The organism is uncultured Acetobacteroides sp., assembly GCF_963667355.2.
Classification (GTDB): Bacteria; Bacteroidota; Bacteroidia; order Bacteroidales; family ZOR0009; genus Acetobacteroides.
On sequence record NZ_OY763328.2, the window covers coordinates 3,949,828 to 3,973,438 of the forward strand.

The 23,611-nt window shown below is 47.7% G+C and carries 17 protein-coding genes; 8 read left to right on the forward strand and 9 right to left on the reverse strand.

Annotated features, from left to right (window positions below; all coding sequences use genetic code 11):
• Positions 1-64: 64 nt before the first annotated feature.
• From ACHZA1_RS16360 to ACHZA1_RS16370, 3 genes are all read left to right on the forward strand, one after another.
• On the forward strand, positions 65-1,324 hold the full coding sequence (locus ACHZA1_RS16360) for a TolC family protein (RefSeq protein ID WP_320052934.1): 1,260 nt from the start codon (positions 65-67) through the stop codon (positions 1,322-1,324).
• Positions 1,325-1,418: 94 nt separating this feature from the next.
• Positions 1,419-2,525: an efflux RND transporter periplasmic adaptor subunit gene (locus tag ACHZA1_RS16365; RefSeq protein ID WP_320052935.1), complete on the forward strand. Its 1,107-nt coding sequence runs from the start codon at positions 1,419-1,421 to the stop codon at positions 2,523-2,525.
• A 49-nt stretch (positions 2,526-2,574) separates the two neighbouring features.
• Positions 2,575-5,706: a CusA/CzcA family heavy metal efflux RND transporter gene (locus ACHZA1_RS16370; RefSeq protein ID WP_320052936.1), complete on the forward strand. Its 3,132-nt coding sequence runs from the start codon at positions 2,575-2,577 to the stop codon at positions 5,704-5,706.
• A gap of 680 nt (positions 5,707-6,386) precedes the next feature.
• On the opposite strand, the gene ACHZA1_RS16375 is transcribed toward ACHZA1_RS16370, so the two are convergent.
• The 5 genes from ACHZA1_RS16375 to ACHZA1_RS16395 form a co-directional block, all read right to left on the reverse strand.
• Positions 6,387-7,592 carry a serine hydrolase domain-containing protein gene (locus tag ACHZA1_RS16375; protein ID WP_320052937.1) on the reverse strand — a complete coding sequence of 402 codons (1,206 nt, stop codon included), beginning with the start codon at positions 7,590-7,592 and terminating at the stop codon, positions 6,387-6,389.
• A gap of 156 nt (positions 7,593-7,748) precedes the next feature.
• Complete coding sequence (gene fumC / locus ACHZA1_RS16380) at positions 7,749-9,143, reverse strand: class II fumarate hydratase (protein WP_320052938.1); 1,395 nt, start codon at positions 9,141-9,143, stop codon at positions 7,749-7,751.
• A gap of 74 nt (positions 9,144-9,217) precedes the next feature.
• Entirely contained in the window at positions 9,218-9,961 is a 744-nt protein-coding gene (locus tag ACHZA1_RS16385) for a hypothetical protein (RefSeq protein WP_320052939.1), read from the reverse strand.
• Positions 9,962-10,322: 361 nt separating this feature from the next.
• Positions 10,323-10,685 carry a hypothetical protein gene (locus ACHZA1_RS16390; RefSeq protein WP_320052940.1) on the reverse strand — a complete coding sequence of 121 codons (363 nt, stop codon included), beginning with the start codon at positions 10,683-10,685 and terminating at the stop codon, positions 10,323-10,325.
• Positions 10,686-11,792: 1,107 nt separating this feature from the next.
• Positions 11,793-12,506: a hypothetical protein gene (locus ACHZA1_RS16395; RefSeq protein ID WP_320052941.1), complete on the reverse strand. Its 714-nt coding sequence runs from the start codon at positions 12,504-12,506 to the stop codon at positions 11,793-11,795.
• A 357-nt stretch (positions 12,507-12,863) separates the two neighbouring features.
• Between ACHZA1_RS16395 and ACHZA1_RS16400 the strand changes: the two genes are divergently transcribed.
• From ACHZA1_RS16400 to ACHZA1_RS16415, 4 genes are all read left to right on the forward strand, one after another.
• A complete protein-coding gene (locus ACHZA1_RS16400) occupies positions 12,864-13,610 on the forward strand; it encodes a helix-turn-helix transcriptional regulator (protein ID WP_320052942.1) in 747 nt (248 codons plus the stop codon).
• Between the two features lie 767 nt (positions 13,611-14,377).
• Complete coding sequence (locus ACHZA1_RS16405; RefSeq protein WP_320052943.1) at positions 14,378-15,370, forward strand: hypothetical protein; 993 nt, start codon at positions 14,378-14,380, stop codon at positions 15,368-15,370.
• 4 nt (positions 15,371-15,374) lie between these two features.
• On the forward strand, positions 15,375-15,722 hold the full coding sequence (locus ACHZA1_RS16410) for a hypothetical protein (RefSeq protein ID WP_320052944.1): 348 nt from the start codon (positions 15,375-15,377) through the stop codon (positions 15,720-15,722).
• Positions 15,723-15,837: 115 nt separating this feature from the next.
• On the forward strand, positions 15,838-16,914 hold the full coding sequence (locus ACHZA1_RS16415) for a TIR domain-containing protein (protein WP_320052945.1): 1,077 nt from the start codon (positions 15,838-15,840) through the stop codon (positions 16,912-16,914).
• 252 nt (positions 16,915-17,166) lie between these two features.
• On the opposite strand, the gene ACHZA1_RS16420 is transcribed toward ACHZA1_RS16415, so the two are convergent.
• The gene (locus ACHZA1_RS16420; RefSeq protein ID WP_320052946.1) at positions 17,167-17,544 is read right to left on the reverse strand and encodes a cupin domain-containing protein; all 378 of its coding nucleotides are present in this window, start codon (positions 17,542-17,544) and stop codon (positions 17,167-17,169) included.
• 285 nt (positions 17,545-17,829) lie between these two features.
• Here ACHZA1_RS16420 and ACHZA1_RS16425 point away from each other — a divergent pair, with 285 nt between their 5' ends.
• Positions 17,830-18,327 carry a transposase gene (locus ACHZA1_RS16425; RefSeq protein WP_320052947.1) on the forward strand — a complete coding sequence of 166 codons (498 nt, stop codon included), beginning with the start codon at positions 17,830-17,832 and terminating at the stop codon, positions 18,325-18,327.
• Between the two features lie 92 nt (positions 18,328-18,419).
• Here the strand turns inward: ACHZA1_RS16425 and ACHZA1_RS16430 are convergent, their stop codons facing one another.
• From ACHZA1_RS16430 to ACHZA1_RS16440, 3 genes are all read right to left on the reverse strand, one after another.
• Positions 18,420-20,819, reverse strand: a complete 2,400-nt coding sequence (locus tag ACHZA1_RS16430) for a TonB-dependent receptor (protein WP_320052948.1) — start codon at positions 20,817-20,819, stop codon at positions 18,420-18,422.
• Positions 20,820-21,148: 329 nt separating this feature from the next.
• Entirely contained in the window at positions 21,149-21,832 is a 684-nt protein-coding gene (locus ACHZA1_RS16435) for a hypothetical protein (protein WP_320052949.1), read from the reverse strand.
• Between the two features lie 476 nt (positions 21,833-22,308).
• Positions 22,309-23,544, reverse strand: a complete 1,236-nt coding sequence (locus ACHZA1_RS16440) for a DUF1343 domain-containing protein (protein WP_320052950.1) — start codon at positions 23,542-23,544, stop codon at positions 22,309-22,311.
• Between the last annotated feature and the right edge of the window lie 67 nt (positions 23,545-23,611).

The following is a 23,611-nucleotide window of genomic DNA, read 5'->3' on the forward strand; positions in this document are numbered from 1 at the left end:
ACTTGTGTTGCAGCTGCATGGTTTGTTGCAGGAGTATTCGACCACTTAAATCAACTTAAAACGTATGAAACGTGTAGGGTTACTATTGCTGTGTGCCTTGGCCATGGAGTATGCCAGGGCTCAGGATACGCTCAGCGTGTCCTTAAGTAAGGTTCAGCAGGACTTCTTGTCGAACAATTTGGATCTTATAGCCCAGCGCTACAACATGGATGCGGCGGATGCCCTTGTAAAGCAGGCGAAGCTGTTTGCCAATCCATCGTTTAGCGCGTCGCGTGAAGCTTATTCGGGCGAGAAAAAGAAGTTTTTTGACATGAGCAATCAGGCAGAGTACAGCCTGCAGCTGCAGCAGCTCTTTTCGATTGCTGGAAAACGACGCAACCAAATCGAGCTGGCAAAGATTGGCTATAAGGTGAGCGAACTTTCGTACATCGACTTGATGCGAAACCTAAAGTATCAGCTTGCTAGTACTTTTTACCAACTCTATTTTCTTCAGCAGTCGGAGCTGCTTTTTGACGAGGAGCTAAGCTCCATCGTATCGATTGTTAAGGGATACCAAGAGCAGAAGGAGAAGGGCAACGTTGCCGCAAAAGATTTCCTTCGCATGGTTGCCCTAAAGGAATCGCTAGAGCACCAGAAGGTGGAGGTTGGCGCCCAGGTGGTGGCGTTGGAGCACGACTTGAACCTGCTGCTGCACACCTCGCATAAGGTTTACCGTCCGATACTCGACGAGGGTTGGCAGCAGCAAGCCTCGAGTATTTCGTTGCCTCCGCTTGGTGCCCTTATCGACAGTGCCTCGGCAAATAGACCAGACGTGCAGATTGCCCAGCAAAACCTGCTAATGGCGCAGCAGAACATCAAGATGCAGCGCTCGCTGGCCGTTCCCGATGTGACTTTCGGGGCGCAGTACGACAGGGTTGGAGGACCAACAAAGAAGTATGTTGGACTTTCAGCCTCCTTCGATCTCCCTTTCTTCAACCGTAATCAGGGAAACATCAGCGCGGCAAAGGCAAGTGCGAATGCCGCGCAAGCACAGCTCGACGCCCAGTCTAATCGTGCGATTGAGGATATTGCTAGCAGCTACCAAATCTTGGCACAGTACCAAAAGGCTATTGGCAAATCCGATTCGACCTTTATATCCAGCTACAAGGGCCTTATTGATGCGGCAAAGGGGCAGTACCTACGCCACAACATGAGCCTGGTGGAGTTCCTCGATCTCTACGACAGCTACAAGGAGAATCGTCTTGACTGGAACGACAGGTGGATGAAGTACCAGCTTGCCAAGGAGGAGTTGAACTTCCATGTTGGGGCATCTATCGTTAAGTAACTAAGTAAAACCATTCATTAATACGCGATACCTCAGATGCGAAATCCACTGGTTGGGCTTGCTGAGGTGTTCCGAAAACTAAATTAATGCTACTATGAAGTATTCATATCTAGGAATAGCAGGGATTGTTGCGATCTCCTTAGCATCGTGCTCGCATAGTAAGAGCGCCGAGAGCAGCAGCAAGAAGGCAGAGGCTCTTAGCGACACGCTGATGAGCATGATAGCCATCGATACCGTTCGGATGGCTCCCATTGAGGATGCGCTAAAGCTTACTGGAGAGGTGGGCTGCGACGAAAACAAGATGGCAAAGATATATCCCTCCAACAGTGGTCAGGTTTTGCATGTAAAGGCCTCGCTGGGCGATAGGGTATCGAAAGGGCAGGTGCTTGCCGTTATCAAAAGCGCCGATATTGCTGGCGGATACAGCGATCTGGAAGGCGCTAAGGCCGATTTGGCAACCGCACAGCGCAACCTGCAAAACGTGGAGGGGATGTACCACAGCGGATTGTCGAGCGAGCGCGACTATCAAGAGGCGCGTAATAACGTTCAGAAGGCGCGATCGGCGGTGAGCAAGATCAGCTCGCAGCTGAGCATTAATGGAGGTGGCGCTGCCAAGTCGGGGGGGACCTACGCTATCAAATCGCCAATAAGTGGTTTTATCGTAGAGCGCAATATCTCGGAGGGTAGCTTCATCCGCACGGATAATGGGGCCAGCCTCTTTACGGTGGCGGCGTTGGACAACGTTTGGATCTGGGCTAACGTCTTTGAGCGCGACATTGCCAACGTTGGCGTGGGCTTTAGCGCTAAGGTGAGGACGCTGAGTTATCCGGATAGAATCTTTAGCGGCAAGGTGGACAAGGCTTCGAGCGTGCTCGACCCCGTGAGCAAGGTGATGAAGGTGAAGATCGTTATCCCTAATAAGGACATGCTGCTGAAGCCTGGCATGTACGCCGATGTGTTTGTGTCGAAGAAGGAATCGAAGGTGGGCTTGGAGGTTAGCGCTTCGGCATTGCTGAGCGAGAACGGCAAAAACTTTGTGGTGGTGATCAAGGATCGCTCGCACTATAGCATTCGCCCGGTAACGGTGCTCAAAACCGTTGGAGATGCGTGTTACATCAGTTCGGGGCTGTCGGCCGGCGAGAAGGTTATCACCCAAAACCAGCTGCTGGTTTACAACCAACTTAAGGAGAAGATGGAGTAGTTCTCCGATCCCGACAAAAACACATTTATAGGCTAAAAAACGATTGAGCATGAATACGCTTATTAAACGAGTCATCATATTTTCGCTCCACCACCGCTACTTTATCTTTTTCCTTACGGGGATACTGGCGGTGATTGGGTTCATAACCTATCAGAACACGCCAATTGAGACATTTCCCGATGTAACCAATACGCAGATCATTATCATCTCGCAATGGGCTGGGCGCAGCGCCGAGGAGATGGAGAAGTTTGTGAGTATTCCCCTTGAGGCAGGGCTGGCTTCTGTGCAGAAAAAGGTCAGCCTTCGGTCGACCAACACTTTTGGTCTAAGCTATATCTGCATCATCTTCGACGATGGCGTTGACGACGCGTTTGCCCGACAGCAGGTGATGAGCCGGTTGGCAAACGTTGATTTGCCCGAAGGAGTTAAGCCAGAGGTACAGCCTCCATACGGGCCAACAGGCGAAATCTATCGGTATACATTAAAAAGCCACACCAAGAATATTCGCGAGCTAACGGCCATTCAGGATTGGGTGCTCGATCGCGAGTTCCGTCAGGTGCCCGGGGTGGCCGAGGTGAATAGCTTTGGTGGAGAGGAAAAGTGCTTTGAGCTAGACACCCGACCTGAGCTGTTATCGCAGTATGGGCTTACCGCGCTCGACGTGTACCAGGCGGTTCAGCGCAGCAACGTGAACGTGGGCGGCGATGTTATCGAGAAGAACGGCCAGTACTACGTGGTGCGCGGCATTGGCTTGCTCAAGAATATCCCCGATATCGAGAATGTGCTCATCAAAAAGGATAACGGTGTGCCCATTTTGGTGAAGGATGTCGCCCAAGTTCGCGAAACGGGACTTCCCCGCCTAGGCTGGGTTACCCGCGACAAGGAGAACGATGTGGTGGAGGGGATTCTGGTGATGCGAAAGGGCGAAAACCCCTCCGAGGTTCTGAAGGGTATTAACGCCAAGGTGGACGAACTCAACAAGCGCCTCAAACCGCAGGATGTGCAGCTCTCGGTGTTCTACGACCGTACCAACCTGATGGACTACGCTACGCATACCGTTATCCATAACCTGCTAGAGGGCATTATCCTAGTCACCGTTATCGTATTCCTCTTTATGGCCGACTGGCGTACTACGCTAACCGTGGGGCTGGTTATCCCGCTGGCGCTCCTGTTTGCCTTTATCTGCATGAAGATAAAGGGAATGTCGGCCAACTTGATGTCGATGGGGGCTGTAGACTTCGGTATCATCATCGATGGATCGGTGGTGATGGTGGAAGGGATGTTTGTCGCGCTCGACGCGCTGGCCAAGGAGGTTGGCATGGAGCGATACAACAAGCTCACTAAGTTGGGGCTCATCAAAAATGTGGGAACTGAGATGGGAAAGGCTATCTTCTTCAGCAAGATTATCATTCTAACCTGCCTAGTGCCCATCTTCGCCTTCCAAAAGGTGGAGGGCAAGATGTTTTCTCCGCTGGCGTGGACCCTAGGCTTTGCCCTGCTCGGTGCGCTGATCCTAACGCTCACCTTTGTACCTGCGTTGAGCAGCGTTTTGCTGAAGAAGAACGTTAAGGAGAAGAACAACCCCATTGTTCGCTTCTTCGAGCGCAACATTATGGCGGCATTCTACTGGGTAAACCGCAACTCGAGGCTGGCGGTAATGGCTGCCTTTGGCATTTTGTTGGCAACCTTCCTTAGCGTTAAGCTGCTGGGAACCGAGTTTATCCCTCCGCTCAACGAGGGAGCGCTTTGGGTAGAGGCCGAGCTGCCCATGAGCATCAGCCTGCAAAGCGCCAAGAAGGTTAGCGACCAGATGGTGGATATCCTCGACAGCTTCCCCGAGGTGAAGCAGACCCTCAGCCAAATTGGGCGAACCAACGACGGTACCGATCCCAAGGGCTTCTTCAACGTGCAGATTCAGGTGGACCTGAAGCCGAAGGGGGAGTGGAAGCGGCACATCACCGAGGATGAGCTCATCCAGGAGATGGACAACAAGCTTAAGGCGTTCCCCGGAATTGTATTCAACTACTCGCAGCCCATCCGCGACAACGTGGAGGAGGCCGTGGCGGGGGTAAACGGGGCGCTGGCCATCAAGATCTACGGGCCCGACTTCAAGGTGCTCGACTCGCTGGCGCGTAAGGCCAAGGATACCATCAAAAATATACGAGGAATCGACGACCTTGGTATCCTTAAGAACCTCGGTCAGCCCGAATTCCGCGTTGAACTCGACCAGCAGAAGATGGCGCTTTACGGCGTGAGCACCGCCGATGCCAATTCGGTGATAGAAACAGCGCTGGGCGGCAAGGCGGCAACGCAGCTCTACGAGGGCGAACGCCGATTCGACATCCGCGTGCGCTACCCCAAGGAGTACCGCGACACCTACGAGAAGATCGGGAACCTAATGGTGCCCACCATGAACGGATCGATGGTGCCGATCAAGGAAATATCGAGGCTCTACACGCTTACCGGGCCTGCGTTTATCTACCGCGACAACAACAAGCGCTACATTGCCGTTAAGTTCTCGGTTCGCGAGCGCGACTTGGGGAGCACCATCGCCGAAGCGCAGCGAAACGTCTCGAAGGCGTTCGCGCTGCCATCGGGCTACGAGATGACGTGGAACGGCGAGTTCGAAAACCAGCAGCGGGCCTCGTCGACGTTGGCCCATGTGGTGCCCGTGTGCCTGCTGGCCATCTTTCTTCTGCTGTTTATGACCTTTGGCAACGTAAAGGATGCGATGCTTACGCTGCTTAACGTGCCTTTTGCCCTTATCGGAGGGATACTGGCGCTGCATCTTACCCGAATGAACTTCAGCATCAGCGCCGGCATCGGCTTTATTGCGCTGTTTGGGGTCTGCATTCAGAACGGGGTTATCCTTATCAGCGTTTTCCGCAATAATTTGCTGCAGGGCAAGGGGCTAACGGCATCGGTAAGCGAAGGTGTGCGAAGCCGTATTCGTCCGGTGGTGATGACGGCGCTAATGGGCGCCATCGGCCTGCTGCCGGCGGCCATATCTACCGGCATTGGCTCGGAAAGCCAGAAGCCGCTGGCCATTGTGGTGATTGGCGGGCTCATCACCTCCACCTTTCTGACGCTGCTGGTGCTGCCAATCATCTACTCGTGGGTGTATAAGCTTATCCACAACCGCGAACGGTTGAAAAAGATAGAAAGAAAGAAGGGGTTGTGAAATCCCCGCCATTGGTCTTTTTATAGGTTGTAAAGTAGGGGCATCCGTTTTCGGATGCCCTTTTTTATTGAGGTGGTACGAAAAGGGAGTTTTGCCTTTGGGATGCGTAATGTTGGCGAGGGAGGGTACCGTTTTGCGCTTTCATAAAGAGGATAGGGGGAATTTATCTGCATTTTTTTATTCGAAGGCCGATGACGGCTCTTTCTAGCCTGAAGTCTGGGTTCTATAACGGTTCGGTTGGGTGGCAGACGCGGCTGTGCGTTTGCTGTGGAATACAGCTAGCCACTTCGTAGCCATTCATTGTTATTGCCTTTGCTCCCAGAGTCCTTCTTGGGGCTATTTATGTTGAAGTTCTTATGGGCTTTTGGCTACGGTGAAGCTGCCTAGGTCTTTCTTATCCCCCTTTACCGATGCCGCATAATGGTTGCCGAACAGTAATCCGAAAGTATTGAATTTGAATAACGCCACGTTTGCATGCGGTGGAACAGTATACCTCTAGCTTACAACCGTAAGGTGGTTGATGGGTGCTTAGGAGAGAGAACTTGCTCACCTAAACCGTTATAGGCCCGTAATCTTGGCTTTTATTCTTTTAGCCTCGGGCAAAGATTTGGAGGCTTTGCGTAACGGTCAAGTCATTTGGAATTCGGCGCTGCCAGTTCACCGCTACGTCGATTCCTGTTCTAGTGAACCTCCTGTGCTGCTGTCGCTGGCTGGTATGCATCCTTGAGGAGCTTGAAGATTTCGTTGATCTCGGTTGAAATGGTTTTGGTATCGCTGGTGTTGAAGAAGAGCAGGTAGCCTGTGAGTGTCTCCTTGTAGAAGTAGGCGAGCGTTCTGACGCCAGGATCGGCGCCGGAGTGCCCAATAACCTTAGGCTTAACCTCCCAGAATATCCCGTTCTCCGAATGGGATGCCGGCTGTGCTGATAGCATCTCGCGGTAGCTGGCTGGCGAAAGGATATTCTTCCGGCCGGTGTACCCCTGCATGGCAGCGCGGAAGAATTTGCTGAACTCTACGATGCTGGTGGCAAAGCCTCCGTCGGGATAGGTGATTAGCTCGTAGGTGGGGATCTGAGTGCCGGAGAGGTAGAGCGATGCCTTTTCGTTGGCATCGAACTGGTTCATCGCCCAGCCCGTATTTTGTATCCCAAGGGGGTTAATGATGTTGGCCTGCACGAAGGAGGAGTACTTCATGTGCGAAGCGCCCTCGATGGCCAGCGCGGCAAGGGCGGCTCCGCAGTTGCTATACTCGTAGTGCGCCCCTGGTTTATCCTTGCTGAAGCAATCTTTGTCGTACCATTCGCCGTCGCTGCAGTAGATGCGCTTAAGAAACTCCACCATGGGCATGCGGGTGTTGGAGTTGTACAGGTCGACATACTGTTTCATCAGAATTCTTTTGGCGCCTATGGGTTCCGACTTGTAAATGGGGGGGATTGTTTCGTCGAAGACGTACGTTTTTTCGTAGTTCTTGGTGTCCTTTATGCCGGAGGTGTGCATGGCCAGCTGCCTGAGGGTGATAATTTCGTTGGGATGGTGTGGGTTTACCAGCTTAAAGGGGAGATACTTGTTCACGTCGTCGTCTAGGCGCAGTAGTCCCAGCTCCTGCGCCTTCATCAGCGAAGCCCCGATGAAAAGCTTGCTAACCGACGCGATAGGCTGAATGGTGTTGGGGGTATAGAGCGTTCCTTCATCGACGTTGGCGTAACCGAATCCGTTGGCGTAGATAAGGCTGTCGGGGTTAACCACGGCTACGGCAAATCCCTTAATGGTTCCGCCCTTGCATAGCTTGCCTAGCGCCTGGGTTAGCTTGTCGGTTTTCTCCTGGTCGAGGGCAAGGCTGGACTGCCCGATGGCGAGTAGTGCTAGTAGAAGGAAAAGCGCTCTCATGTGGTATAGTAAGTATTAATACGGTAATGATTTCGAATGAACGCCCAAAAGTAGCGCTATTCTTTGGGGCTTTAACCACGGATGTGCGGAAATTTGCCGTATTATCCAGCACTTTATGGTAACGCGGTGCCCCATTTCGTTTACCGGCTGCGGCCGCTAGCTCCCGAGCATATCCTCCGGTCGTACCCAGCGGTCGAATTCCTCGGCGGTAACGTAGCCCAGGGCTAGTGCGGCCTGCCGCAGCGTTAATCCTTCGTGCAGCGCCTTGTGGGCAATGGCCGCGGCCTTCTCGTAGCCGATGTGCGGCGAAAGGGCGGTGACCAGCATCAGCGATTCGTTGAGGTGCTGCTGGATGCGCGGCAGGTTTGGCTCGATTCCGGCGATGCAGTGCACGTTAAACGACTCGCAGGCGTCTGCCAGCAGGCGGGCGGAGGAGAGCACGTTGAGGATTATCATTGGGCGGAACACGTTGAGCTCGAAATGGCCGCCCGCCCCGCCTACGCCAACGGCCACATCGTTGCCCATTACCTGGGCGCAGACCATGGTGAGCGCCTCGCTCTGCGTTGGGTTCACCTTTCCGGGCATTATGGACGAGCCCGGCTCGTTGGCGGGGAGCAGCAGCTCGCCGATGCCCGACCGTGGCCCCGATCCGAGGAGCCGAATGTCGTTCGCTACTTTCATTAGGGAGACTGCAACCGCTCGGAATGCGGAATGTACGGCAACCATCGAGTCGGAGGTGGCAAGCGCCTCGAACTTGTTGGGCGCCGAGACGAACGGATAGCCCGTTTCCCTTGCCAGCTTTTGGGCAACCAGCTGTGCAAACCCCTTGGGGGCGTTTAGGCCGGTGCCTACGGCTGTTCCTCCGAGCGCCAGCTCGGCAGCATGCGGCAGTGCGGCCTCGATGGCCTCCAGCCCATGGTCGAGCTGCGAGGCGTACCCCGAAAACTCCATGCCGAGCGTGATGGGGGTGGCATCCATGGTGTGGGTGCGCCCGATCTTGACGATGCTAGCAAGCTGTTCGGCCTTTTGGTGCAGCGCAGCGCGTAGGCGGAGGAGCTTGGGCCGTAGCTGCTGCTCGATGATGGCGTACGTGGCGATGGACATGGCCGTTGGGAACACGTCGTTCGACGATTGCGCCAGGTTGACGTCGTCGTTGGGGTGGATGATGCGGTGCGGCGCGTCGAGCGGCTCCCCAAAGAGCTGCTGGCAGCGGTTGGCGATCACCTCGTTGACGTTCATGTTGGTTTGGGTGCCCGATCCGGTCTGCCAAACCTTTAGGGGGAATTCAGCGTCGTGCTTCCCTTCTTCGATCTCCTTTGCCGCTTGCACGATCAGCTCCATCTTCCAGCCCGGCAGCACCCCCAGCTCGCAGCTGCTCTCGGCGGCGACGCGCTTTACCAGCGCCAGGGCGTGGATTACCTCTATGGGCATGGTGGCGCCTTCGCCGCCAATGGCAAAATGCTGCAGCGAGCGCTGCGTTTGCGCTCCCCAAAGGTGGTCGGACGGAACGGGCACTTCGCCCATCGAATCTCGTTCTACTCTATAGCTCATGGCTCTATTCGTTGTTGCTGATTATATTAAACAAAAGGGGAACTAGGTGTATATACTAAAAAAATTGCTAGCCGTTATATTGTCCACTGTAAGCCTAGGTAGGAGGTAAAGGTGCTCTCGTGCATTACGCTATGGCCAACGGAAAAGATGAAGTGGGTTTTGGTGCTTATGTTGATAAATCCGCCGAAGTTAACGGCAGCCGTTGATTTGCTGCCTACTGCATCGGCGGTTTGGTAGTAAAGTTCCCCGCCTAGCGTTATCATCTTCGAGAAATCGTACTGTAATTCCCATCCTACGAATATAGAGTTCTTGTTACCCTTACCCGGATTTATCCAGTAGCCGGCACCACCATAGGTGGTGAGCTTATCCCACGATTTTTGTACCCATACCGGAAGGAATGCTTTGGTCTTCCCATCGCTAAAGCTGCCATTTTTGATGGTGGGTATCTCTAAAATGGGGAAAATGCCGACCTGCGGACGGCTGTCGGTTTCCTGTACGAAGCAGTACTTTACGCCGAATTCGGTATCGGCATATCCGAATCTGGTTTTTTGATGTTGGACGTGGATGTAGCTAACGGGTAGCAGAAGATGCACCTGTACATTCTTAACTAGCCCATAGTTTACCTCGAAATGGGGAGAGGTTCCCGACCATGCATTGGGTTGATAGGTGTTAACCGACGAAATATAGTACTCCCAATGCTTAAGAGATACTGGTTGCGGGTCGTCGGTAAAGAATGGTGGACCTGCATAGCCGTGCTGGGCGTATGCTAAAAGCACGGCAACCAGTAATGCGGCATACTTCTTCCTACCAGTACTCATTACTCTTTCGTTTTAGGATCAAACCTTACGCCTATGCTAATTATGTGTCAATGGTATAACAAAATTGTAGTGAGCTTGTTTAGCTACGATTTCTCCCCATAAGGTGCTGCTCATTTCTTTGCGACTATTTAGGCGAATTAGGGCAATCGCATCTTCTTGGGGCGGAAAATGGTTGATGATGGAACGGGATATATTTGAAGCGCCCGAAATAACGATGCGGAATTTATATCTGACGCTAAGGCTGAATATCTACGCGAATAGTCTTTAAGCACATATTATGGTAGTAAAAAAATATACGGAACCCCTAGTCGAATTCCGTATAGTGCAAGCGAGTGCCTTTTTATGGCCTATGAAGCGGTTGCTAGTTCTTCTTCTTTCTTAGTACGAAACGAGGAATGAGCTCTTCGCCACTTTTAAGGGTGTAGGTGTTTACTAGCTCGTAGCCATTTTGGTACATAAAGTTAAGCGCGGCAACGGTTGTGTTGAAATCCATCGGTTTACCTTCGTCATCTGTTAGAACGATCTCCTTCGATTTCCAGCTGCTGGCAATCTTTTGTCCAAAGTCGACTCCAATTCTGACGTTGCTACTAAATGATGGGATTTCACCAATTGTAATGTATTCAGCAGTGAAGTCTTTTACGGCAACGCTGTTAACCTTTTGCGCGAATGTGGCGGTAAGCCCTATTAGGCAGCTAAACGCCAGTGTGATGATGATTTTTTTCATAGGTGTGAACTAAATTTTTGTTTGAATATTTTCCAAAGATATTCGTATTGTTGATTTAACCTAATTTTTACAAAGATTTTTTGTTTAAAGATTTACATTTTTATGTGGGAACGTTTCGGAATAGAGGAATGAGAGACTTGTGCTGCATTTACGGATGGTGGTTGACGATTTGTGGTTGGTTTGCTTTTATACGCTCTAGTTGCTTGATGGCGGCATGTAATCCTCAGTTTGTACGGGAGGCAGGAGTGGGTAACTTCTCGTTTCATTTTTGCATTTCATTTCTTTGTGCCCAAAGAAACGAAACAAAGAAAGGCTGTCGTGGCTTAACTCGCAGACTTCGGCGTGGGGCGTTTATACGCTATAAGGGTTTGCACGCGCATTAGTACTTTGCTATTTACTAGAAGCTGGCGGTTGCTCCGTCCGCTTCGAACAGAACCCACGACGAGGATGGTGTGGCTTCGCCACGGTATTTACGGAAGCAGGTTAATGCTTTACGGATGGTCTGCTTGCCGTAGGTTGGTTTGCGAGTTCTGAAATATTCAGAAGTTCGAGAATAACGTTCTAACTGCAATCAGGGCTGCTTATCCCCTCCTTGGGAGGGGTAGGGGTGGGTTGCTATTTTTTTAAGGGGCTTTGTGGTTGCATAGATTCTGTATGCTTCTCCTTTTCATTTCTTTGTGCCCAAAGAAACGAAACAAAGAAAGGCTGTCGTGGCTTAACTCGCAGCCTTCGGCGTGGGGCGTTTATACACGATAAAGGTTTGCACGCGCATTAGTACTTTGCTATTTACTAGAAGTTGGCGGTTGCTCCGTCCGCTTCGAACAGAACCCACGACGAGGATGGTGTGGCTTCGCCACGGTATTTACGGAAGGGGGTTGATACTTTTCGGATGGTCTGCTTGCCGTATGTTGGTTTGCGGGTTTAATTGTGTTCAATGGCAGCTGTACACTCCTAAGAATCCACCCCCTAACCCCCGCCAGCGTGGGATATCCTTCGAAATAGAGTAGTGTAAACTTAAAAGCGAAATCCCTGCTTGCATCGAGTAGCGGCAAAAAGTAAGGGCGAAACATCTTTCGCCCTTGCTGCTATTGGTAGGATTGGTTGACGCTAAACGATGATGGCGCTTTGGAGAGGGCACCAAGGGCTCGCTATCTCGGGATGCTTGGTGTTGTACCAGCGGAAGTAGATGTGCAGGCGTTTCCCCTCGTTTTCGGCTCCCGCTTGTAGGATAAATGAGCTTTTGGTCGAAATGTCCATATCCAAGATAGCATCTTCAACCGAAGCTGGTGCGGTGTTGCCAATGCAGTAGCGATACTGGACACAGTTGGCGGTTTCTTTAATAGAGGCGCGCTTGCTGTTGGCGTCGTAGCACTTAATGGAAATGGAGCCGCCGCCTATTGGTTTCAGGATGGCGTTAACAAGGCTGGTGATCTGGCTTTGCGGAACGGTTCGGTTCTTCTTTTGCCCATTAGCGCCATTAATGTTGAAGGTCTCCATATCGGTAACGGTAGCCTTGGGCGATATCGCTACAAGGGCAATGAGGTGGTTCTCCTCTTCGTACTTCCGGGTTGATTCGATCATGGCGCGTAGCTCGTCGCTGACGGCTTGCGTGCGGAGGTTGTACTTATCGGAGTACTTGCTGTAAAGCGGGGTCCACTGGGTGCCGATATCCTTCCAACCTTTGACAATGGCTTCGGGAATGCCCAAGCGAACGTAGTTGGCCGTTGACGTTCCATCGTAGAGGAACGAGATGGTGTTCAGTAGGTAGGTGTTAAACTTATCGAACGATAAGGGAATACACGATAAAAAAATCGTTGGCATTGCGTTTTGGTTTTTTGTTGAACTTATTTGAGCGGTTGGCTGACCTGATAAAATAGATTCAGCGCTACATCACAAAGTTAGGATAGCGTGCAGGCTGAAACAATACAGGCGGAGGGGTACTAAATGGCAGAAAAGCATACCGTTGTAGGGTGATAATCTATTATTTGATGGAGAATGTTGTCATTCGTTAAATAATTTTTTCTAATTTCGATTAACAGTAATACTAAATGGGGAGTTCGGCATCTTCGTAATAGCAGCTGCAGCCGAATAGCACAAATGGAGAAAACGCTCCAACCTCACAGAGAGGGCCCCCAAAAAAAACGGTATAAAGAATAAATTACATTTAGGAGTAGATTTATGGCTAAACTACGTTCACTTCAGGAGGAGCTAAACCAGCGGATTCTACAAACGCGATCCAACGACGACTACAATAACCCAAACAGGGAATGGTTGAGGCCTGTAAGCAGCGCTACAAAATCATTTTTTATGATGCATGCCATCTGCGAAGAGAATTTGCAATGCTACCATTTCGACTGCCGTTCCATTGAGGGGTTCGAGTACCTCGCCAAGAAAAACATAACCGTAAGCGATTTTAGGGAGCTGATTCATCACGATGACCGTGCTTTTTTTGACCGATGCCGGGAGAAGGGGCATCGGTTTGCTTCGGGGAAATCGTTGGATGTGCTGAGCGGCTACTCCCTGGTATTCGAGTGTCGAATGCAGAATAGCCGCAAGGAGTTCAAGCGCATCCTCTTTAAGTACCAGCTAGTAGAGCTACCCTCCAATGGCGGTTATGCCCTGCTGCTGCAGCTTTTTCCCCTTCTATATATGGAAAAGGAGATGCAGCATCGCATTTACTATGTTATTAACAACATCACCTGCGAGATAGCCGAAAAAAGCCGGGGTGTTGGCATAACCTACGCCGAGCAGCAGGTGCTAAAAAGGCTAATCTACTCCAATAGCGTCAAGGCCATAGCCGAAGCACTCGATAAAAGCGAAAACACGGTTGATACCCACCGTAAGCGCATCTACAGCAAGTTTGGCGTTGGCCTTCACTCGCATGCGGTGCTCTATGCCTTGCATGTAGGGCTGATAAAGCTCTAGCAAACCTCCTTTAGATTCAGCTGAACGATTTACGCCTGCATCTTTCGCGCTAAAAGATGCATCTAATCGATCCTCAGATGCATCTTTTCTACTAGAATATGCATCTAATCAATTTTCAGATGCATCTTTTCCACTAAAATATGCATCTAATCAACTTTCAGATGCATCTTTTCTACTAAAATATGCATCTAATCGATCTTCAGATGCATCTTTTCCACTAAAATATGCATCTAATCGATTAAAATATGCAGGTGTTCGATGCCGCATGGGATGTCTGACCTCTTCTTTCGGTTGGCCGATGCGGCAGAATTCTACCCTGCAACCATTACCCCGCGCTTACGCACGGGGCTATAACGATGTCATCCCTACGGGATTTTTCTTCTCAAGAACTTCTAAAAGCGCTTTTCGATTGTATGATGGTTGGTGTTGGCTTTATGGGGGTGGCATAGTATGCTACTAGTAGGGTATGGCCTGCAGCTGCGCGAATCCCGAAGGATCCTTTACTGGCCACCACAGCTAAAATAGTTAGGCTGAAAAGTACAACGGCACCATATAATCTCTACATTAGCCCCCAATATTTCGAATCGTAAACATTAGGTAAGCATAATAGTAAGCTGCACTTCGTGTGCGCCCTGTTCGGGGTTGCTGAGGTTTACGGGATAAATAGACAACCGCAACAGTAGCTGTGGATATACACCTAAAAGAGGTGGGGATATACAGGTTTGTTGGGGGGATAAACGAGTTGTGTACAATTCTAATAAAACAAAATGACAGATAGTGAATATATTGAATCATTAAGAATTAAGACTGGTTATTACAAAATCAATGATTCATTGACAAGAAACCATTTTGATTTGTATGAAAACTCAATGAAAAATGGAGAGATTGAAGATGTTAATAAGTATAGTGATAAATCTTATTTAGAGAAAATTGCACCACTAAATTATCTGAAATATATTTATGATTGTTTTCATTTGGAGACAAAAAATATGTATATTAAATGTGAGTTACTCAATCTTCCTATTCTTAATTTGAACGGATATGCTGAAAAGGCACCAAACGGAACACCTATAATAGTAATTGATTATTTCCTAGAAGGCCTGCTTTACCTAATAAATCACTCTATTTATTCTTTTGAAGCTATTCAAAAGAATACAATAGATTTTGAACAGGATAAAATTGATATGTCTGAATTTGTATCAAAAGATTTATTATCTCCAATAACCTCATTTTTAGATTTTTATACAAAAGGGGGAACTAAAGGTCTTAACTTTAGTGAGTTTCCGAAAAAATACAAAAATCTAAATAGTGATGTGATATCCTTTTCGAGAGTTATTATGCTATTTGTTATTTGCCATGAACAGGCTCATCATGAATTGGGACATACTAATGTGAATCGAAATGAACTAATCGAAAATGACATACAATTGGCAATTAAACAAATAAAAAAACAAGAATTAGAGGCAGACAAATTGGGAATACAATTAATGTTCAAATGTTCAAATGAAAATTCGGAATTGAACTTGTTTAAAAATATAATTGGTTATAAAACAGCTCCATTATTCTTTTTTAAAATATTAGAATTTTTAGAGAAAGAAAAAAAACAAAAAACTCTTTTATATCCAAATGCTAGCGAAAGATTTGAGAATTTAAAGAATATATATATGAATTACTGCACCATAGAAGAATTTGAAGGTATAAATGAAGTGCTTGATTTTTATTACAAAACTTGTTTTATTGATTTAAAAAAATATAGATAATTAAATGAAAATAACAATAAAAACAAAAAGAGAAGAAATTATAAATGATTTATCAATAGATGATCTGAAAGTAATTTTTGACAAAATCGATATATCATCAAATAATTTCTTAAGTAGTGAATTTATAGTTACATTGATTGTTAGTAATGCGACAACATTGGCAGTTGGATTATTATCAGCTTGGTTAAAAGAAATAATTAGTTCATCTAATGAAGTTAAGTTGAATAATCGCAAATTAAAAAAAGCGGACTCTGCTGAAATTGAAAAAATTGTCAAAAATATTATAGAGAAAGAATTGAAAAAAACAAAAAAAACTGTACACAACACGCGGTATAAAAAATTGCCGGAATAGTTGGTTATTCAAGGGTTGTAGCCCGCTTCAACTTTTGTGTAACTTGACAGGAAATCGCCCGCAATCGGCAACTTTTCATACCGCCACCGTTATGCAAAATATTAAACAAACAGAAATGGAAGAGCTAATAAACAGATTATTAAGTGGAGAAGGCAAACTCAGCCTTCTTTTATTGGAAGCTAAAGAATATGCCGAGAACGCAAAGGATGAGAGATTTATTGAATTTATTGATGATGAAATAAATGGATATGCGGGTAAGGAAATCCCCGAATATCGGAGAATAAATGCAGAAATTGTTGGGGATATACAAGATTCATTTGGACGATTTGTACATCAACAATACCCACTAGACTTTTCAAAAATTTCTGACCAAATTGGATTTGATATTTCAACCACGGTATCACCTGATGGCATTAGTTTCATAGAAAACAATTTAGAAAGTTTGAGGAAGGCTCTTGTTCTAAAAAAAATGCCCGGAGGACAAGTAAGCCTGCTGAATGATATTCTGAAATATAATAATCCTGGTTATAATCTTACATCTGCATATTATCGCTTTGGAAAGGCATCACTTCAATATATCTTAGACAAAGTTCGGCAGGAACTTATTATTGGATTAAAGAAGATTCAAAAATCACAAAAGCCCGTAGAAAACTTTAGCATGCCTGCTATGAATTTGGATAAAGCAATTTCTGTTTTTGTAACTTATGCTTGGGGTGGAGAGGATTTCAATGATTTGATTATTTCTTTCGTTGATTTTCTTAGGAAGGAAAAAGGATACAACGCCTCAATGGATAGAAAGATATCCCAAGAAGAAACATCAACTAACTTTAATCGAATGATGGTTGAAGGTATTCAAAACTCAGACAAAGTAATTGTTGTACTTACAGAAAAATACAAAAAAAAGGCAGATGCATTTGAAGGAGGTGTTGGCACCGAATACCAACTAATTCTTGAGGAAATAAAAACAAATACAAACAAATTCGTTTTTGTTTCTTTTGGAGACGTTGAATTTGATACGATAACGCCAACTGGTATAAAAGGACGAGAAATTATAGACTTAAAGAAAGATCAAGATGATGATTTTAATGGTTTTATTTCCAAATTAAATAGTCAAAACATAATAGAATTTAGTGAGGTAAAAGAAACTTTAGCTGAAGTTAAAAAGAAGAAAATAAAGCAGTTCAAATTATAAAAATACTTAGCATAACAAATTGCAAATTGCATTGCGGGTGCAGTGGTGTGCATTGTCTCTGCCCTTGCTAAGCGTAGTATAATCGAAGATCAAGGCTCGGCATAGTCTGTGACTATGTCGCATATAAGTAGCGGTCTTTGACCGCAATTAAACGGCAAACAAAAAAAGCCAAGCACCGCTACAAATGCGGTAGTGCTTGGCTTTTTTGCTGCTTGTTAGCTGTGGTAAGTAAGCCGCAGCTTAGCTTTGGCTTTACCTCCATTTAGGTTCTACCGGAAGTCTTTCTCCATCAGCAGAGGTATGCTCCTCCAACGAATTCTCTTTAGACTGGATCACCATATAAATCATAGTTTCGTCGGAAGAGTTGCAGATGCCGCGTTTCCCTTGAGGGGCAACCCGTATTACGCTCCCTTCTTTAATGCTAAAGCAGTCTTCATCTACCTGAAAGAAACCGAAACCCTTTAGGATTATATAGGTCTCCTCGTTTTTTCGGTGGATATGAAAGTAAGGCTGCTCCGTTTGTGGCGGAAGCGAATTGAACGAGATTTCGGTACCGGTTGCTTTGGTTGCATCCTTTAAGAACAAGATATTTCGCCCATACGCGGTTGGTAGGGGTGAAAAATATTTCACCCGTATGTGGTTGGAAGGGGCGAAAGATATTTCGCCCGTACGCGGTTGGGGCGAAAAACATTTCGCCCGTACGTTGGTTGGGCGAAAAATATTTCGCCCGTACGAATACAATTTTGTAAATTGTAATTCGTTTGAAAACATCTCAGCTGTGAATGCCAAAACCATTTAGAAATGGGCTATAATCCAAATATTCACCATCGGCAAAGCATCCGCTTAAAAGGATACGACTATTCGCAAGCAGGCTTGTACTTTGTAACCCTATGCGTATACAATAGGGCCTGTTTGTTGGGTAATATTGAAAATGGGGAAATGGTTTTGAACGATGCAGGGCGTGCAGCCCTACAGTGCTGGTTGGAGATTCCTCGCCATTATCCAAATGTTGTTTTACACGAATACATAATAATGCCCAACCATGTGCACGGCATTGTGCAAATTGTGGATGCTTGTTGGGGCGAAAAATATTTCGCCCCTATTATCGCCCCTATTATCGCCCCCACGATCGCCCCAACGATTACCCCAATCATCGCCCCTGCAGATGCAAAAATGGTGATACGGGGAACATCGCGCACGATTGGTTCGATATTACGCGGTTTTAAAATTGGCGTTACCAAATGGATGCGGCAAAACACCACCGTTCAGAACGTTTGGCAACGTAACTACTACGAACATATCATTCGCAACGAACGGTCGTACCAGAATATCGCCGAATACATCGTAGGTAATCCGACCAAATGGAATGACGATAAATTTTATATTTCGCCCCTACGAACGTTCGAACGATAATCGCAACATTTGCCCTAACAACGACCATGTCGTTCAAAACGAACAGTCGTGCCAGAGCATCATTATCTTCAATCGTAGGCTGCTTATCCCTATTAGAAATCCAGTATCACCCCAATTGTCGGAAGGATGGTGCCGGAGCCCTTCATCGCCACCTTTTTGAGCTTATACCTGTCGGGATTGCCCGGTACAACAACCGGTTTGCCGTTGGCGTCGAGCTCGGGCAGGTACACATCGGCTCTTTTCTGCTTCGATCCTAAGACATTCTGGATATCGACGTAGAAGTTCATCGACCACTTCTTTAGGTAGTAGGTCTTATCCACGCGAAGGTCGAGCTGCTGGTAGGAGCTTAGACGAAGCTGGTTAAACTGCGAGTAGTCGTAGTAGAGACCGCCAACGGCATCGTAGGCTTCCTTTATGCTCGACTTGTCGATGTCGTAGGGCGTGTAGGGGCTGCCGCCAAGGTATCGCCACTTAACGCCCGCCTCCCAGCTTTTGCCGAATATCCGGGAGCCCGTTAGGGTAACGATGTTCCTATTGTCCCACGACGTGGGGATCCACCCGTTGGCGCCGCTGCGGTTGCTGCTGCTTTTGGTCCTGCTCCAGAAGAGCGTGTAGGCACCCACGAGGTTAAACCCGTAGAAATCCTTCGAGCGGTACATCAGCTCCAACCCGTACGACGTGCCCTTGGCGCTAGAGCGCAGCTCCTCGTTGCCAAAAACGCCGTAGTCGCCCCCCTTGCTGGCAATGGCAACCGAGTCGGTTACCGAGTAGAGGTAGTTTCGGTATATCTTGTAGAATCCCTCCAGGGTAAGCTTATCCTTCTCGCTGGGGCGGTACTCGAATCCGGCAACCAGGTGGTTTGCCTCGATGTACCTTAGCCCATTGCGCTTGTTTACCAGCTCGCCCTTGGCGTTGGCGTATCCCATCGAGGTAAGGGGAGGGGCCTGGTAATACCTGCCGATGTTGAAGTTGAAGAACACCTCCTTGGCAATGCCATAGCTTAGCGAAAAGCGGGGAGATACCTGCTCGAAGGGGTTTCGCATGGACGAGGAGTAGCTGTTGCCGTCTATCCTAGCCCCAAGCGCCAGCGATAGCTTCTCGTTCAGGTAGCTCTTGGCGATGTTGAAGAATGCGCCGTAGCCGAAGAGGTTTAGGCTGCTGCTGTAGTCGGTAGTGGAGGGGGTGCCATTCTTGAATCCCAACTCAAACGTGGAGTTGGAGTACTCGTCGACGCCAACATTTGCGCCATACCCCAGCTTGTAGCCCGATACCTCGTTCGAGTGCTCGAAGCGCAGCCTATTCCGCTTTTCGGCGGATGAGTAGTCGAGTATTTTGGGCTGGCTCTCGTCGTTGTTGGGGTACTTGTACTCCTTGTTGAAGAAGTGGGAGCGGCTAACCACCCATGTGTTGACGCTCTTCTCGCGGTACTGCTTGTACACCACGCCCAGCGTGTAGCTCCACTGGTCGTTTTCGGGCAGGTAGTTCAGGATAAAGCGCTGCTCTTCGTCTGGGTTGCCGATGCTCTTGTTCAGCCTGCTGATGTCGTAGGCACCAAGACCGATAACCGAGATCTCCTGCTTGCTGTTGATCTTCGTTTTTACCTTAAGCTGAAGGTCGTTGTAGGTTGGGAGGAAGGGGAGCTTAAGCGCCTTAAAGAGCAGCTGAAGGTAGCTTCGGCGGGCAGAAGCAATGAACGTTGTTCTATCGGATATTGGGCCGTCCAACGTCAATCCAAGATCGGAGGCACCTACAGTTGCCCTAAACTTTAGCTTATCCTGATTCCCATCAATCATTTTAAAGTCGAGGATAGAGCTAAGCACATCGTTGGAATTGGATGGGAACGCGCCCGAGTAAAAGTTTACCTCGCGGATAAAGTCTACGTTAATCACCCCAACAGGTCCGCCCGAGGCACCTTGCGTAGAGAAGTGGTTGATGGTTGGAACCTCGATGCCATCTAGGTAAAACTTGTTCTCGCTAGGACCTCCACCTCTAACGATAATGTCGTTGCGGAATGCCGCAGCCGAAGATACTCCGGGGAAAGATTGAATTACCTTCGAGATATCGCGATTGCCTCCGGGGTTTTTCTCAATCTCTTCGATGCCAATGCGCGATAGGCTTACGGGGCTTTCTATGCTCTTCCTGAAGTTGTTTGCCCTAATGGTAATTCCTTCAATGCTTACCGAGGTTTCCTCCATTGCAACATCGAGAGTTGCTCTTTTAGCGTTGGTGGTAAGTACCTCGCTGGATATTGCAGGCATAAAGCCAACGGCGCTAACCTTTAGCTGTACGTATCCGGGTTTTAATCCCTTAATTTCGTATTCGCCATTTTCGTTGGCGGTTGTTCCCTGCTGCGTTCCCCAAACGATAACGGTTGCAAAGGGTATGGGGGCTCCATTTTTAGAGCTGTATATCCTGCCGCTTAAAACTGCATTGTTTTGGGCGTATGATGCTACCCCAACCAGCAAAAAGGCAACAGCTAGTAGTGATCTCATAGGTTCAATTTTTGTCCATTAACAGCAAAGCTATGCTTTTGTTTTTAACTAGCGAGCAGGTTGCCCTTAGTTTGGAGCTTTACTTGCACTTTTTCGTCAGTTGCATCAGCTGTTTTTGCGAAATGGCTAAACAAGAATACCTGAACCCTCCAGCTGGATGATTCAGGTATTACTATAATTCGCTTAAAGGGCGATGCTATGCGCTATGCTACTTGTAGAGCAGGTACTTCTTCCGCATCGTTAGATTGGATAAAGCAAATAAGAGCACAAGGAATGTGATTAGCTTCATGTCCATATTCTATTGTTCGGATTTAGCAGGTCAATTACCATTACTGCCGTGTGCTTAGTATTCCATGTGTAGGGTGTAGCTTTTCTTTTAGACCTAATGTCTGTAAGTAATCCTTCTTTTTTAGACCTTTTATAATATTTTTATCGTATAGCATCTTAATCATGCGTTTATCTAATTCTGAAAATCTGTAATTCTTAACATTTTCCATGTCAAAATCCACAAATTCGACATTTGATTCGATAAGAGTTCCTGTTCCTTTTTCAATAGGATGATGAAGCCCTAGCGCATGAAGAAATTCATGCCTCAATGTAGCTTGTCGTAAGGTTCCCTTTAGGTTATTGGGTAGGTTAATGTCAGAATATTGGAACTCATTAAAAAAGCCCAATTTTACATGCTGATTGGCATAGCCTTTATCAACCCTATCAACAAGCTTAATCTTTAGATTACCATCACTATCCTTACGTTCTATTCTAATAGGGGCTACTAGTGGCATAACTTCCTTAATGATGCTATCTACTAGCGCTATATCGCCTTGTTTTGGGGTGCCTACCAGTGAGATTGTTATGTTCTTCTGCCACTTTTTTACCGAATTACCGGTATAGAAGCCAACCTCTCCAAAGTATTCCAGCTCCTTGGTGCTGTAATTCTTTTTTAGGTATTCCTTGTCCAATTCTACCGAGCTGCAAGAGGTTAATAGAATGAGCAAAAAGAAGAAATAGCGCATAGTTTCTTAGTTTTATATTGTTTCCAGCCTATACATCTGCTTTCCTGCTTGTTTACCTTAAAAAGACAATACTATAGGGGATCGGCAGATTGTTTTGTTTACTCTTAATGCGTGAATCTTTTCCTCAAGTTGGGCTTTGCCGAAAGAATGCGATACCAATACTTTTGCTAAGATTTACGATTATAAAGATATGTCGCTAAAGTAGCGGTTTTTTTTTTGCGATTTTCTTTATAAAGTGAAAATTAAAAAAAGGTTCTTCTACACGAGGCAGGAGAACCCTTTACTATCGATAGAGCAGGAAACTTTCGACAGCCTGTTTTAGTATGATCTTATGCTTTCTTAAAACAAAATTCTAAAAGCGAAACGAGTATAAATGCAGAAATTCACCAAAGTAGATGAACGTATTTCATACTAGTTGCATGTGACCATATTAAGAGACAACCGCCTTTACATGAGATGCATTTATATGCGCTATGCTACTTGTAGAGCAGGTACTTCTTCCGCATCTCCTTGTACTGCGAGAGCTGCGGCTCCCACGAGGCCTGAATCTCCTTCGCCGATTTGCCATCGATGATCTGTTTCTTGAAGTCGTAGGTGCCGGCAAGGTAGTCGATGTTGCCAATCTGCCGGCTCTGGCTCTTGTCGAAGAAGCGTTCCTTGTCGGGGTAGGCGTTGTAGAGGTCTATCATCCATTGGATGTTGATTCGTCTGCTTTTCCTTAGCTTTTTGATGTCGTAGCTCTGCAAGTCTATCCCGTAGCACACCTCATTCATGTGTAGGGGAGTCTCGCTCATGCCCGGAATGCTGATGGGCTTAAACGAGAACGTGTACTTGCCCTTAAGCAGCGGGCTTCCCAGCACGGTAAAGGGGGTATGGGTGCCGCGTCCTTGGCTTACGATGGTTCCCTCGAAGAGGCAGACCGAAGGGTAGAGCATGATGCTCTGCTGCGTATTCAGGTTGGGCGATGGCTTTACCGGAAGGGTGTACTCCATGTCGTGGTTGTAGTTAACCATGCGGATGATCTTCAGCTTGCAGGTCATCTTGTTGGGCAGCCAACCCTCGCCGTTCACCATTTGGGCGAATTCGGCGATGGTCAATCCGTGAGCAATCGGAATGGGGAACATGCCGATGCCCGACTTTAAGCGCATGTCGAGGATAGGACCGTCAACCAGGTAGCCGTTGGGGTTTGGGCGATCTAGGATAAGCAGCTCCTTCCCATTCTCGGCGCAAGCCTCCATAATTTTCCCCAGTACATTAATATAGGTGTAGAATCGGCATCCCACATCCTGGATATCGAACACCATGATGTCGATATCGGCAAGGTCTTCGCGCGATGGCTTCTGCTTCGAACCGTACAGCGAGATCACCTTAAGGCCGGTTGTCCTGTCTACCTCGTCGTTTACGTCTACTCCGGCGCTGGCGTTGCCCCTAAAGCCGTGTTCGGGCCCAAAAACCTTTACAATGTTGATGCCTCTTGCTATCAGGCTATCTACAAGATGCCTTTTGCCGATTACGGTGGTTGGATTGGCGAGCACGCCAACCCTTTTGCCCTGTAGGTAGGGAATGTACTTCTCGGTTTGTTCGGCGCCGGTGGTAATGCCGGCGCTCTTGCTGCTGCCTTTTGGCGTAGCGTTGTGCTCGTTTGTAGCGCCCATGCCGCTCAGCGAAATGGCGATACAGGCTAGGAGCATCAGCGTGCTTGTTGCTTTCATTACTTCAGATGTTTAAGAGGTTAACACGAAACCCTCAAAGAGAATTACGTTGCTGGTGTTTTACCCC

Excerpts from the sequence above, each read along its gene's own strand:
- ACHZA1_RS16360 (WP_320052934.1), top strand. The coding sequence starts at position 65 with ATGAAACGTGTAGGGTTACTATTGCTGTGTGCCTTGGCCATGGAGTAT.
- ACHZA1_RS16365 (WP_320052935.1), top strand. The coding sequence starts at position 1,419 with ATGAAGTATTCATATCTAGGAATAGCAGGGATTGTTGCGATCTCCTTA.
- ACHZA1_RS16370 (WP_320052936.1), top strand. The coding sequence starts at position 2,575 with ATGAATACGCTTATTAAACGAGTCATCATATTTTCGCTCCACCACCGC.
- ACHZA1_RS16375 (WP_320052937.1), bottom strand. The coding sequence starts at position 7,592 with ATGAGAGCGCTTTTCCTTCTACTAGCACTACTCGCCATCGGGCAGTCC.
- fumC (WP_320052938.1), bottom strand. The coding sequence starts at position 9,143 with ATGAGCTATAGAGTAGAACGAGATTCGATGGGCGAAGTGCCCGTTCCG.
- ACHZA1_RS16385 (WP_320052939.1), bottom strand. The coding sequence starts at position 9,961 with ATGAGTACTGGTAGGAAGAAGTATGCCGCATTACTGGTTGCCGTGCTT.
- ACHZA1_RS16390 (WP_320052940.1), bottom strand. The coding sequence starts at position 10,685 with ATGAAAAAAATCATCATCACACTGGCGTTTAGCTGCCTAATAGGGCTT.
- ACHZA1_RS16395 (WP_320052941.1), bottom strand. The coding sequence starts at position 12,506 with ATGCCAACGATTTTTTTATCGTGTATTCCCTTATCGTTCGATAAGTTT.
- ACHZA1_RS16400 (WP_320052942.1), top strand. The coding sequence starts at position 12,864 with ATGGCTAAACTACGTTCACTTCAGGAGGAGCTAAACCAGCGGATTCTA.
- ACHZA1_RS16405 (WP_320052943.1), top strand. The coding sequence starts at position 14,378 with ATGACAGATAGTGAATATATTGAATCATTAAGAATTAAGACTGGTTAT.
- ACHZA1_RS16410 (WP_320052944.1), top strand. The coding sequence starts at position 15,375 with ATGAAAATAACAATAAAAACAAAAAGAGAAGAAATTATAAATGATTTA.
- ACHZA1_RS16415 (WP_320052945.1), top strand. The coding sequence starts at position 15,838 with ATGGAAGAGCTAATAAACAGATTATTAAGTGGAGAAGGCAAACTCAGC.
- ACHZA1_RS16430 (WP_320052948.1), bottom strand. The coding sequence starts at position 20,819 with ATGAGATCACTACTAGCTGTTGCCTTTTTGCTGGTTGGGGTAGCATCA.
- ACHZA1_RS16435 (WP_320052949.1), bottom strand. The coding sequence starts at position 21,832 with ATGCGCTATTTCTTCTTTTTGCTCATTCTATTAACCTCTTGCAGCTCG.
- ACHZA1_RS16440 (WP_320052950.1), bottom strand. The coding sequence starts at position 23,544 with ATGAAAGCAACAAGCACGCTGATGCTCCTAGCCTGTATCGCCATTTCG.